Annotated in this window: 11 protein-coding genes; all 11 read right to left on the bottom strand. The window is 43.1% G+C overall.

Annotated elements, in window-relative coordinates; translation table 11 throughout:
* Positions 1-110 precede the first annotated feature (110 nt).
* Entirely contained in the window at positions 111-2,345 is a 2,235-nt protein-coding gene (locus tag AOC03_RS08145) for a PhoX family protein (protein WP_062534960.1), read from the bottom strand.
* Between the two features lie 263 nt (positions 2,346-2,608).
* Positions 2,609-3,337: a fumarylacetoacetate hydrolase family protein gene (locus AOC03_RS08140; RefSeq protein WP_084785812.1), complete on the bottom strand. Its 729-nt coding sequence runs from the start codon at positions 3,335-3,337 to the stop codon at positions 2,609-2,611.
* A gap of 145 nt (positions 3,338-3,482) precedes the next feature.
* Complete coding sequence (locus AOC03_RS08135) at positions 3,483-4,538, bottom strand: DUF3616 domain-containing protein (RefSeq protein WP_062534957.1); 1,056 nt, start codon at positions 4,536-4,538, stop codon at positions 3,483-3,485.
* 167 nt (positions 4,539-4,705) lie between these two features.
* Positions 4,706-6,547 (bottom strand): DUF3616 domain-containing protein, encoded by a 1,842-nt coding sequence (locus tag AOC03_RS08130; RefSeq protein WP_062534955.1) that lies wholly within the window; start codon positions 6,545-6,547, stop codon positions 4,706-4,708.
* Between the two features lie 174 nt (positions 6,548-6,721).
* On the bottom strand, positions 6,722-7,447 hold the full coding sequence (locus tag AOC03_RS08125; RefSeq protein ID WP_062534953.1) for an ABC transporter permease: 726 nt from the start codon (positions 7,445-7,447) through the stop codon (positions 6,722-6,724).
* Positions 7,448-7,460: 13 nt separating this feature from the next.
* A complete protein-coding gene (locus tag AOC03_RS08120; protein WP_062534951.1) occupies positions 7,461-8,195 on the bottom strand; it encodes an ABC transporter permease in 735 nt (244 codons plus the stop codon).
* A 432-nt stretch (positions 8,196-8,627) separates the two neighbouring features.
* Positions 8,628-9,527, bottom strand: a complete 900-nt coding sequence (locus AOC03_RS08115) for an ABC transporter substrate-binding protein (RefSeq protein ID WP_084785811.1) — start codon at positions 9,525-9,527, stop codon at positions 8,628-8,630.
* A 73-nt stretch (positions 9,528-9,600) separates the two neighbouring features.
* The gene (locus tag AOC03_RS08110) at positions 9,601-10,518 is read right to left on the bottom strand and encodes a transporter substrate-binding domain-containing protein (RefSeq protein ID WP_062534947.1); all 918 of its coding nucleotides are present in this window, start codon (positions 10,516-10,518) and stop codon (positions 9,601-9,603) included.
* Between the two features lie 51 nt (positions 10,519-10,569).
* The gene (locus AOC03_RS08105) at positions 10,570-11,364 is read right to left on the bottom strand and encodes a transporter substrate-binding domain-containing protein (protein ID WP_062534945.1); all 795 of its coding nucleotides are present in this window, start codon (positions 11,362-11,364) and stop codon (positions 10,570-10,572) included.
* 245 nt (positions 11,365-11,609) lie between these two features.
* Positions 11,610-12,401 (bottom strand): ABC transporter ATP-binding protein, encoded by a 792-nt coding sequence (locus AOC03_RS08100; RefSeq protein ID WP_062534943.1) that lies wholly within the window; start codon positions 12,399-12,401, stop codon positions 11,610-11,612.
* Positions 12,402-12,748: 347 nt separating this feature from the next.
* Positions 12,749-13,033: a hypothetical protein gene (locus AOC03_RS08095; protein ID WP_227514215.1), complete on the bottom strand. Its 285-nt coding sequence runs from the start codon at positions 13,031-13,033 to the stop codon at positions 12,749-12,751.
* Positions 13,034-13,531 lie beyond the last annotated feature (498 nt).

Below are 13,531 nucleotides of genomic sequence, written 5' to 3'. Positions count from 1 at the left end.
AAGTCGTAACTTAGGATTTTTGATACACATAGACGTTATTAATAACGATATGAATAAGGCGCTCATAGATATGAGACGTGATTGATTTCTAAATTTTTACTTTGTTCCTTTTAGCCGCTATTTGATGGTGCAAAGGATTCCGCCAATATCACATCACCATCTTCTTTAGTAATCATCACCGTGGCTGAACGTGGGATTTTACCGCCTGCAACCGCGCCCCATTGATTACCCGGATGTTGAATATTAATAAACAGCGTCTTAAAGTCGGGGGTAAGGGTGATGCCTGTCACCTCACAGCCCTCAGGACCAACAAAGAAGCGCTTAATATTGTCATTATTAGCCGGCATACCGACGCGAGTTTGTTGCCCTGCAGTGGTGATGGTCAGCGCCCCGTCACTCACCTTACCCGGTAGCGCAGCAAGCAACATACAGCTGCTGGTATCAGTATACGCGCCATCATCGGTTTGTATCCATAGCACGCCGCGTGGGTCAAAATATAAGCCGTCTGGGGACGAAAAGTCATTATTGTTATTCAGTTTTGAGAGGTTTTCAGTGGCTAAATCATAAGGCGCAGCAAACAGATAGACATCCCATTCAAAGCTTGTGGCTGTATGGTCGCCGCCCGTTTCTGCCCAGCGAATAATATGACCGTTGTCATTGCCGCCTGCTTTGCCGCGTACGTTATAGCTGCGCGGGTTGGTTGCCGATACTGGTTGGTCAGCACTGACACCACGATATTTATTATTGGTCAATGTTACATAAACCTCGCCAGTAATCGGGCTAACGGACACCCATTCAGGGCGATCCATTTTGGTTGCACCCAATACATCAGCCGCTGCACGAGCAAAGATTAAGACTTCATCTTGTCCATGAAAAGGCAATTCGCTATTAGAAGTATCCAGTCCGCTTTGCCCATGTATCAGAGCTTTCCATTCACCGCGACCATCGTCATTAAATACCGCAACGTATAAGGTGCCGTCGTCCATATATTTGCTACCGGCTTTTAGACCGCCACCAATATCATTATTTGACCACGTGGCTTTGGAGACAAATTTATAAATATACTCACCCCTCGCATCATCACCCATGTAAAAAACAATCGGCTTGCCCTGTTCAACGGGCGCATAGGCGCAGTTTTCATGAGCAAAACGCCCCAATGCAGTGCGCTTTTGTGGGATAGACTGCGGGTCAAACGGGTCAATCTCGGTGATATAGCCAAAGGTATTAAAGCCATTGCGATAGTCATCCGCTGCCGTGACCCCAACCGCAGTCATGTCCCAACGGGAAAATTCATCCGCTATTTTGGCGTCTTTAGCTTCGGGCGTATGCCATAAATACTCCCAACCGGGGAAATCCTCTTTTGCCCCATAACGCTCCCGCCCATAATGATGCCCCGCTGTCAGTTGGCTAGCATCCTGACCACGAGCAAATACGCCTAAGAAGTTCTCCTCTGTGGTCAAATAAGTGCCCCAAGGTGACAGCCCTGCACCGCAGTTATTATTAATACCGCGAGTCTGCAAGCCAGTCGGATCAAATTTGGTTTTGACCCAATCAGAGCCAGCAACCGGACCTGTCAATTGCGCCACCGTGCTACTGGTAATACGGCGATGATATTTTGAGTTGCGCACCATCTCATAACCCTTGCCGTCAGCACGGCGCTTCATTTCAACCACCGCAACGCCATGACAATTGACCTCACGGCGTACATCGCTGGCAAGCCTACGATTCTGGAAAATAGGCGCAGCATTGTTATCTTTGATTAAATGATAGCCAAATGGGCTTAGCTCAGCGCTATTCACATACTCATGATTCATAACGAGCAGCCCATTATCCGAAGCTTTTGGGTCATAAGCGCCACCGTTCTTGCCAAAGAACCACATGCCATCATGGTTATCGCCCATACGCCATTCAAAGGACTCAGCAGACTGTTCGCGGTTGTCTTTCCAGTCATCAATACCTGCAATAAGTGGCATACCAAGCGGCAATATCATCTCGGCATTATAGCCTGCCGCCACACTCATCTCCGCCGCTTTAGAATGGGCAACTGCTTCGAACTTTAACGTTTCAGGGCGTTTTAATTCTCCCGTTGCTGGTATAGCGGCAGTATTATCATTCTTAATCAGCGGACGTCCATTGGGCTTACTGTCCTCGCTATTACAGCCGACTAACGGCAAGGTGCCAAAAAATGCCGCTGCTGTTAATCCTGTGCCGCCTTTTAATAGGCTGCGACGGTTTAAACGGCGACTAATGATGGTCTGAAAATCAATATTATTGCTCGGATTCGAGTCTTCGATTTCTTCGTGGGCAAGATTGCGCTTACTATTTATATTATTTAATAATGTCATGTTCAGTCACCTTGGCTTTTAGGCTAGATTGTCATGCAAAGTTAAGAGCGGCGTTGTATATATAAATGTGCTTATCAATATAAATTACGCTTCATCCTACTTTGCATTGATGACGGTTTGGTGACTTTTCAATAATATGACGATGTCTGATTGATCCTTTCTAAATTAAAAAACCTTTAATTAAAACCCTTTAATTAAAACCAAAAAAAATCCCAAGCCGTAACTTAGGATTTTTATTTATAGTAAGATTTTTTATGCAAAAATTATTGCACGCGCGTTCGCCATTCATGTGCACCTAAGACTAATCTCAGCTCATCACCCGCTTGCAATACGCCAACACCGCTTGGCGTTCCCGTCATAATCACATCGCCTGCTTGCAAGCTAAAAGCATGACTGATTTCAGCAAGCAATTCATAAACCGGAAACAACATCAACGCGCTATCGCCATCTTGCTTAAGCTCATTATTGATATAAAGCTGATAATGCACCTGAGTAAAATCGCCAAACGCGTGCGGGTCAATCCAATCAGCAAGCACGCAAGCACCATCAAAACACTTGGCACGCTCCCACGGCTGACCTTTATCTTTTAGCTTGGTTTGCAAATCACGTAAGGTTAAATCAAGCCCCAAAGTGACACCACCAATTGCTTGCTGTGCCTGTTCAGTAGTCGCGTTACTCAAATCAGCCGCTAACTGAATACAAAGCTCTGCCTCGTAATGGGTTTCACCAAAAACAGCTGAATTTGGGCAAACCAGCGGATTGCGCACTGTAACGATAGACGATGCCGGCTTCATAAACAATAGCGGCGAACTTGGTACTTCATTACCCAATTCACGCGCATGAGCCGCATAATTCCGACCCACACATACCACTTTACCGATAGTACTACGCGCGCTACGATTCGCCTCCGCATGTAACGATTTTTCATCACTAATATGGACGCTATCGACAATTAAATGTGCGGTAGAGGTAAGCTGGGAAGATTGACTCATAATAGACTCTTCTTAAAATAATTAATTTGGCTACTATTTATTATGCTCATGTTTTGGGCATAGATTATTAGGCATTGGTTATTGGTTATTGGTTATTGGTTATTATGCATCAGTTATTAAGTGCGAGGAACTGGGCAAACCATTACTATTTAAATCTAGTTTCATCTACAAAGCGATATTTAGCAGGGATTTCCTTTTTCTCATCGCCTTCATCGGCGGTAAATAACAGCTTGGCAACACCATTAACGTTCACTGAATCAATACCTTCGATGTTCTTTAAATCTGAAAGCTCAGGTATATCAATAAATACAGGCGCTTCTTTAGGATTCCCGCTCCACGTCCATATTTTTGAATAATGCTTACCTTTTGCATCTAGCACTTCATTGGCAATCACATATTTATTTAAGATAGTACTAAAATGCAAGGAACGAATACCACCACCCTCTAAATTGAGAAAAATAGGCTTACCAAATATGGGCGCGGCATTTTTCTCGAACACTTCAGCGGGGTTTTCAATAGCAAGGATAATAGAGTATTTTCCTGCCATCGGAGCACGTAAGCCAAGCAGCAAATCTTCGGTTTTATGGGCATACGTTAAGCCTTCAATATTCAACGTGTCAAAATCAGGATTTTTACCCGTTTTTGCTTTAATCGCCGCGGCAATCGATTTTGATCCGGATATTTCATCACGTAACGTTTTAACCGTTCTGACATCCTGAACGGTATCACCGTCTACGCGAAACCGTACCAGTTGTTCACGATTATGTCTGCGCTTACCATTTTTCATTGAAGAATGTGAGGTAGTGATATAGATAAAACCATGATGATCGGCAGTTAAGCCTTCTAAATCATCCAGCTTATGCTCAAACCCTTGGTTAAACTGAAGATTAGCAGCGGCATCCTCAATCAAACTACCATTGTCCGAAATCTTTAAAATATTTAGCGCCCGATGCTCTTCATCTTCAACGATAAGTACCCGACCATCTGGAAGCTGCAATACGGCAGACGGCTCATAAATTTTATTAAAAGTCCCCATGCCATCTTCAGTCAACTGCGGTGCAGCAGTGGCTGCAGCAGCTTTTACCGAGGTACTAGGATAGAAAAACAAACATAAACTGATAACTACGGCTGCTAAAATCGAAGCAAGTATCGCCCAACGGAAAACTGAAGAAGAAATAATCGGTGCCTGTGGTTGGCTCATAAAGCGTCTCATGCTAAATATTATGGATAAGATTTATTATAAAACGAGATGATGTAGGTCATTAAATAGATTGTGTGATTTAACGTAACCACACACTCTATTGAGCTGACAAAACGCCTGTTTATAGCGATGTTTTGGTAACGTTTCAAGGCTCTGACTGATGAATGCTATTGCGTAAATTTCTTATAATCTAACAACACATAGCGGGCATGAATGCCTTTTTTCGCATCGCCTTCATCCGCCATAAATATCATTTTAATAGTGCCATTAGCGGTGATTGAATCAACGGCTTCTATATTTTTTAGGGCTGCTAATTCAGGCGTTTCTACTTTTGCAGGTTTATCTTTCGGATCACCCGTCCATGTCCAAATTTGCGCTTCCTTATTGCCCGCCGGATCATTAATCTCGTTGGCAATCACGAACATACCTAAAACAGGATCAAAGTACAACGAGCGGATACCGCCACCGTTTAGATCAAGGAAGATTGGTTGACCAAATACAGGGGCTGCTTTATTAGTAAATATGTCATCCGAGTTTATGATAGGAATAATGACGGACGACTTTCCTGCCATCGGTCCACGCAAACCAAGCATCAACGAGTGCGTGCTATTATCATAAGCTAAACCCTCGATATCAAGCTCATCAATGTTAATACCAGTATTCAAGCGCGCCTGAAACGCGGCGTTAATCACAGGTGACTTGGCAATCTCTTCGCGCAAGGTACTCATGTCTGAGATGTCCCCAGCGATGTTGCCATTGACGCGAAAGCGTATCAGTTGCTCGCGATTGGGATCACGTTTGCCACTGGTATCCGACGAGTGCGACGTCACTGCATAGATAAAACCTTTATCATCAGCAGTCAAGCCTTCTAAGTCATTCAGCTTACGCCCAAAGCTACGCGTCAGCTGTAAGCTTGCTACGGCATTTTCACTCAAGCTGCCATCAGGAGCGACCGTCATGATATTCATCGCCCGTTGCTCTTCATCCTCAACTACTAACACCCGACCGTCAGGAAGTTGCTGAACGGCTGACGGCTCATACACACCGACTAACGTGCCCATTCCAGACGCATCCAATTGTGGTGGAACGTCTGAGGCTGCCGCAGGATAAAAGAACAATAATGCTTTTAAGAAAATAGATGCTAAAACAGAGAACAGCATGCCCCAGCGGAAGATAGAATAAGAAATATTGAGCATTTTACCATTGCGCGCTGCAATTTGACCGAGCCAATACAACTGATCACTCATCGCATGATAAGTCTCATCGCGGTCACGCATCATCGCCTGCATACGTTCCCAATATTCTTCACGCGTCAATTGCATACGATCTTTATTAATCAGCAGGTTAACTTCCCCATCTGACGACCGATTGGCACGCGCAAGGAAACCATGCAAATCACGAAAATGCGCTTCACGCTTAATAAGTGCTTTAAGCCATTTTGAAAAACCAGTGAAATAATGTGCTTTTTCGGGAGATGCGGCGAGAATAGCGAAAAAGATAGAGGCAGCAGCAGTGAACATAAACATGCCGGCTGGAATTAAGAATGCGACTGACGAGACAAAAATAAATGCGCCTGAAATCATCAATGCCGAAATGATGATGCCATTCATCGAAATCATAATATTGGCTTTGGTCGCTGCCAATGCGATTAAATCAAGTTCGGTACGCAACGCATTACGAAACATCGTTTCGACCGCTTTTGACGTGCCAAGTGGTGCTTTAACCTCACCATCGACTGCGTTTTCTACGCTAGATTCGGCAGGAAGTTCTAACTTAGCCTTTTTCTTCTTTTTCTTTTTTTCACTCAAATCTGGAGTCAAGCTTTCAGTGTCGTTTAAATTTTCACTTTTTAAGTCTTCACTTACTGTGCTATGCAATCCTTTATCTACCTGATCATGTAAACGCTTATTCAAATTCTCATCTAAATTTTCGTTTACATTATCATTGGACGCGCTATCTAAATCTTCATTCACATATTTATATAAATTTTTGTTTGAAACATCGCTCAAAATTCACCTACTTTTTCAATAAAAACAATATTGGCAATCACCCATCATTACGAGCTGCCAATAAAAAAACGTGCAGAAATATACACCCACGACCTTGTGTTAGCATGAATATGCTATTAACATATTTTATATAATAAGAATAAAGATAGCCATTGTAAAAAACTAATGACAAAGTTAAGGAATAGTATGCGTCGTCACATCGGGCGGTACATAGGTCGTATAACGATTCATTTTCTTTTCAAACAGTCTAAAGCTAAATAAGATAACCCAAGACAACAGCAGGTAAACGATACCTGCGGCAAAGAACAGTTCCATCAAAGTATACGTGCGCGCACTAATGGTACGGGCAACGCCAGTGATGTCCATCAACGCAATGGTTGATGCCAAAGCACTGCCCTTAAGCATAAAGATAACTTCATTACTATAAGCAGGAATCACAATACCAAAGGCACGCGGTAAGGTAATACGCGTCAGCTTTTGCCATTTTGACATGCCAATAGCATCCGCAGCCTCAAGCTCACCAATCGGAATAGCCTGAATAGCACCGCGAATAATCTCAGCCAAATAAGCACTGGTATTCAGGGTAAAGGCAATGATGGCGCACCAATACGCTTGGCTGAGCACCGGTTCCCATAAGAACGAATTACGGACGGCTTCAAACTGCCCCAGACCGTAGTAAATTAGGAATATCTGTACCAGTAGCGGGGTGCCACGAAAAAAGAAAATATAAGAAAATGGTAATACCTGTACTGCCCAGCTTTTAGACAAGCGCAGCTGCGCTAAAATCAAGCCAAAAAATAGCCCAATAATGCCGGAGATAACCACCAGCTGTACGGTTAGCACCGCACCACCTAATAAATCTGGGATATGATCAAAAATAACCTGCCAATTCCAATCCATGAGTAACTCTCCTCTACCCTATGGTCGATTGACGGTTGGTTGATTGACGGCTAATTTTTTTAGCATAACGCGCCGCTGGATTGGCGCGCCATTCAAGCCACATCATAAAGCCAGTAATCAGCATAGTCAGCCCTAAATAAATAATTGCGGCTGCCATATAAAAGGTAAACGGCTGCTGCGTCGATTGCGCCGCGCGCGATGACTGATACATAATGTCTTTTAGACCCACTACTGACACCAATGCGGTATCTTTTAGGAGCACCAAAAATAAATTACCCAAACCCGGTAGCGCAATTTGCCATATTTGTGGCAACGTAATACGATAAAAAGTTTGCAAAGGACGCATGCCAATCGCTTGCGCCGCTTCATTTTGTCCTATCGGAATCTCTTGAATGGACATCCGGAAGATTTCAGTCGCATAGGCACCAAAGGCGATTGATAACGCCATGACCCCGCCCCAAAACGCACTAATCTCAATATAATCATTGTAACCGAAGTTTTTGAGAATGCTCATGAGCAGCATGGAGCCGCCGTAGTAAATGAACAGTACTAATAGTAGCTCAGGAATACCGCGCATCGTCGCCGTATAAAGGGTCGCAAGTTTACGCAACAGCCAGACATTAGACAGCTTGGCAGTGGCACCCATTAGCCCCAAAATCAGACCTATCACGACACTGGTCGCAGCAAGCTTGATGGTGACGGTTGCGCCGCTTAGTAATAGCGCGCCAAATCCTTGTAAATCAAACACAATTGTCCACTTAGTCTCTTTATATTAGCCAGTTAGCAAAATATTGATGAAAAGAATCGGTACCCAAATCGGTAAATACAGCCTTTTGCTATCTATAACAGAGCAACAGGTTAGGCTCACGTATGAGACCGATATCAAGGTATGGTCGATTGACAGGGTAAAAATGACTGGTGATTTTATCATATTCACGCCACGTCATGTTACTACTGGCACGCAAAAACGGTGCTCAAATAGACACTTATTAGTTTAAAACCCGTATAAATAAGGTATATTTAACAATACTGAGCAGTAAATTTTTTAAAAAGCCGTTTTTTTATACAAAAAGGCATTTTTCATTAAAAAGACAAAAAGGATATAGCTGACGTAGCGATATCCTTATACATGATTGTTCGACATCTATTTTATACTTAATAGTTGTTTTACATTTGCCAACTATTTTTTAGTATTGGTTTCAGTGCTGACGTCTTTGTCATTACTGTTGTCTGTTGTAGGCTCAGTTTGAGCCGTGTTGGCAGCAGTATTGGCGGCTGATGGAACTGAAAAATACTGTTGATTGATTTTATCGTAAATGCCATTGGCTTTTATATTGGCTAAAGATTGATTAATTTTGGCTTGCAACGCATCACCCGGACGCACCGCAATCGCAAAATTGTCATTGATATCAATCTCATTCCCTTTAAGGGCATAATTGCTACCCGATGGTGAACCAAGCCACTGCAAGGCGGGTAGTTTGTCAGATATCATGGCGTCAACACGACCTGAACCTAAGTCCAAAAACGCATTGCTCAAGGTGTCATATAGCTTCATATCGGCTTTTGGATACGCTTTTTCAAACCACTGTGAGGAGATAGTAGCGCGTTGAGCGGCAATCGAATGGGCATTAATATCGCTGTCTTTACTGGGATCAAATGCGCTGTCTTTCTTCGCCAAAAATACCAAAGTATTGCTAAAATACGGGTCGGTAAAGGCAACTTGCTGCGCGCGCTCAGGCGTTGCCGACATTGCGGCTACAATCGCATCATACTTGCCCGCTTTTAGCCCAGGAATAATGCCATCCCAGTCTTGGGCGGTAATTTCACAAGTGACTTTCATGTCCGCACATAACGCCTTGGCAATATCGACATCAAAGCCACCGAGCGTACCATCGGCATTGGTATAGTTAAAAGGGGCATAAGCGCCTTCTGTGCCAATGCGTAGCACCTCGCCCGTTGTGGCAGCGCTCGTTTCAGTAGCCTCTGTATTACTTGGCGTAGCGCTGTCTTGACTATTACTACAACCTGCTAATGTTAAGACAGCCACGCTTGCTAGCATTGGGATTAAAATTTTGCTCATGCTTATCCTTGACTTACTTATTCAATAAAAAGACAGCTGACTATAATCAGTTTATTACCACGTTTACGTCGCATTATTTCGCAGTAGTAGAATTGCTAGCGTCAGCATTTGCATCTTTAGCTATTGCGACGCCTTTTACGTCATTATTTACGTCATTAATCGCTACCACTTTTTGCGCAGCAGCCGTCGAGCTAGTGCCAAAGTAGCTGCCAGAGATTTGATCATAAGTACCATTAGCTTTTATCTCAGCTAATGCTTTATTGAATTTAGCCACTAACGGATCCCCTTTACGGAAGCCAATACCCATGGCATCTTTATCAGTAGTGATTTCTTGCCCTTTGACTTCATAGTCCTTGCCAGCAGGGGTTTTTAACCAATCCATACCCGTGACTTTATCTGACATCATGGCGCGTACACGACCTGACGTTAGGTCTAAATAGGCATTATCTTGGGTGTCATAAAGTTTAATATCGGCTTCTGCATGTTTATCTTGCAAGTACTGCGAAGCAACGGTGGCACGCTGTGAGGCAACAGGTTGACCTTTGAGGGCATCGATACGGACATCATCGCCTTTTTTACCGATTAAAATAATACTGGTATAAAAGTAGGGATCTGAGAAGTCGACCACTTCTTGACGTTCAGGGGTGATGGAAATACCTGCCATAATGGCATCGAATTTCTTTGCATTTAATCCTGGGATTAAACCATCCCAGTCTTGTGAGATAACTTCACAATTCGCCTTCATTTGCGCACAAAGAGCATCAACCAACTCAATCTCATAGCCAATAAGTTTGCCATCCGCGTCGGTATAGCTAAACGGTTTATAGCTTGATTCGGTCGCGATTTTTATAGTCATCGGCGCGCTATCAGTTGCCGTATCGGTCGCCGCGCCCTCTTCTGGCGTTGAGCTATTACTACAGCCAGCTAGCATGAGCATTGCAGCACTAAGCGGGGCAAGCCACAATGCTTTATGAGTAATTGAAATTGACATTTTTACGCTTCCTTTATGAGTTGACCCGCAGTATAGATAGTGACCGCTAGTTTATTGACCGAAGTTTGCTTGCTCAAGGCGTGCCAGCGTGCCGTTACTACGAATCTCGCTGAGTGCTTTGTTAAAGTCTTCTTTGAGTGGGTCACCTTTACGCACAGCAATGGCGATATTGTCATTATTGTCAATCTCATCACCAACGATACCAAAGCCAGCAGGATTGTCTTTTAGCCAAGATTTAGCAGAGACTTTTTCAGCCAACACCGCATCGCTACGACCAGACTTTAGGTCTAAATAGGCATTGTCGTAGTTATCATATAACTGTACGGTGTTGCCGTCTTTACCGTCATAATTGTCTTGTAAATACGCGCCTGGTGTCGTTGAGCGTTGACCGCCAAGGGTTAAGTTTTTGATAGATTTGGGATTAAACTTACCTTTGGTATCAGTCAGCCATACCATCGTATTGGCAAAATAAGGCTCGGTAAAATCAACTTTTTCTTGACGTTCAGGAGTAATAGACATGCCGGCAATCACCGCATCGTATTTCTTAGCCAATAAGCCAGGAATAATGCCATCCCAATCTTGCGCGACAATCTCACACTTGGCTTGCATTTGCTTACACAAGGCATTGACAACGTCAATATCATAGCCCGCTAAACTACCATCGGCATTGGTATAGTTAAAAGGAGGATATGCGCCTTCAGTCGCAATACGTAAAGTCTTGCCAGCTGTACCGGCAGCTTGGGCATCAGCATTGGTATCTTTGGCATCTTGCGATGGGCTACAGGCACTAAGCGCTAGCGCGGCAGTGAGGGTCAGCGATGACCACAATAGGCGAGAAGTCGACATCATACATTCCTTGGTTGCTGATATGTGTTGCTGATATTTTTACCCTCTGACATCCATGCCAGATAACAAAAACAGTAACAATATTGACAAGTTATAAAATTGTTGATGATACCTGACTCAAAAATCAAAAACAAACGTTTTAGATATTGACTGTCATTATGATGTCATAAACGGTCTATATATACACCGTTTATGAGGACGAGTTCGTTAATTACTATTTAACCTAAAATCAACCTAAAACGTGCCTAGCGATGCGATGCCATAAAGTCGCGCACGCGCTCTGATTTTGGATGATCAAAGACCTGTTCGGGTGTGCCCATCTCTTCAATAACGCCTTGATGCAAGAACACCACTTTACTAGAGACTTCACGAGCAAAACGCATTTCATGGGTGACAATCAGCATGGTACGCCCTTCTTCGGCAAGCTCACGCATGACCGCGAGCACCTCATTGACCAGTTCAGGGTCAAGCGCGGAAGTTGGCTCATCGAATAATAACACCTGTGGCTGCATGGCAAGGGCGCGCGCAATCGCCACACGCTGACGCTGACCACCAGACAAATTTGCCGGATACGCATCTTTTTTATCGAGTAAACCGACTTTATCGAGCAGTTTTTCCGCATCACTAATAGCTTGGTCTTTTTTAATTTTTAGAACCTGCGTCGGTCCTTCGATAATGTTTTGCAAAATCGTTTTATGCGGCCACAAGTTAAAGTTCTGGAACACAAAACCCACACGCGCGCGTAAGCTTTCTAATTGCTTGATATTTGCCGCTTGCATTTCGCCCGTTTTGGTTGGCTTTAATATCAGCTCTTCATTACCAATGATAATGCGACCTTGTGTTGGTTTTTCCAGCAAATTAATGCAGCGCAAAAGGGTTGACTTTCCAGAGCCTGACGACCCCAGAATAGAGATGACATCGCCATCATAAGCGGTCAGGGAAACACCTTTAAGTACAGCTAGAGAGCCATAGCTTTTATGGAGGTCTTGTACCTCAAGGGCGATAGGACGAGTCGAATCTTTGGCAATATCAGGCATGGTTTAGCAGACTTCCAATAGTGATGAATAAATAATAGTGATGAATAAATAATAGTGATGAATGAATCATTATTAGTGAACTAATTATCAGTGATATCATGACTAATAAAATAGTTATCAGCAAATAATGACCAATAAACAGCAATGACAATAAGCACCATAAAAAATAGCCCAGACTGCCATTGCAACTCTGAGCTTATTTTATCATTTTAATGACTGCTATGCTGTTTTATACGATTGAGCTAATAGATTGCTCTACTCATTTGTATTCAGGTGCATTCTAGAATATTTGGGGTAGTAAGTCGAGACGTTCTCGCCTGATTCTACCGTTCATTTTCTACCGTCTATTATTTAGAGTCGTCGGCAGTCGCTACAGCGACATCATCGTTTGGCATATCTGTCGTTGCCATGCCCTCATTGGCGCTTGCAACTGCGACCTCATCATGAGCCACCGCTGATTCGTGTTTCTCTACTGAAGCTTGGTTATCGACTGCTGGGTCAGCTTGTACCACAGGCGCATCTTTTTTACCGCAAGCACTTAGCGTTAATGCCGCTGCTGCTAAGGTAACAAATATCAGTTTTTTATGGATCGTCAGTGCTGTCTTTTTATCTGTGCTTGTCTGTGACATCATCGTTTTCTCTCGTATCTGATTGAGGTTGCTAAAATTTTAAACGTTAGGCAATACTAAAATTATTTACTGTTTAACTATACTAATAAAAAAATGTAGCCACCTTAGTAGTTGCAGCAGTATTGTGTTGACAACACGTAACTGTAAAATAGAAAAGCAGTGGAACAATATAAGCACAATGTAGATTAAGATCAGCCATTTTTTAGTACATTATAAAAACAATTCAAAATATACAGCTTCGCTACTAAAACCACCGTTCATAAAAAATCCTATTCAAAAATTCGTCTTTACTATCGGTCTAATCTAATCTATTTTAAATGGCATAACGCTATAGATGCGTTAAAACGCCCATTTTTATTCATCACTGCCGATATTTAGCATAGTCTTCGCCTGCTGATGCGCATTTGCTTTATTTAGTAAACTGCTTGATATTTTTTATTAAAATTCAGTTACAAGAATTTCAGGCACACTTTTATTGCCTATATATATAAGGAAATTAAT

The organism is Psychrobacter urativorans (assembly GCF_001298525.1).
GTDB classification, from domain to species: domain Bacteria; phylum Pseudomonadota; class Gammaproteobacteria; order Pseudomonadales; family Moraxellaceae; genus Psychrobacter; species Psychrobacter urativorans_A.
This window is presented reverse-complemented; position numbering and strand designations above follow the sequence as displayed.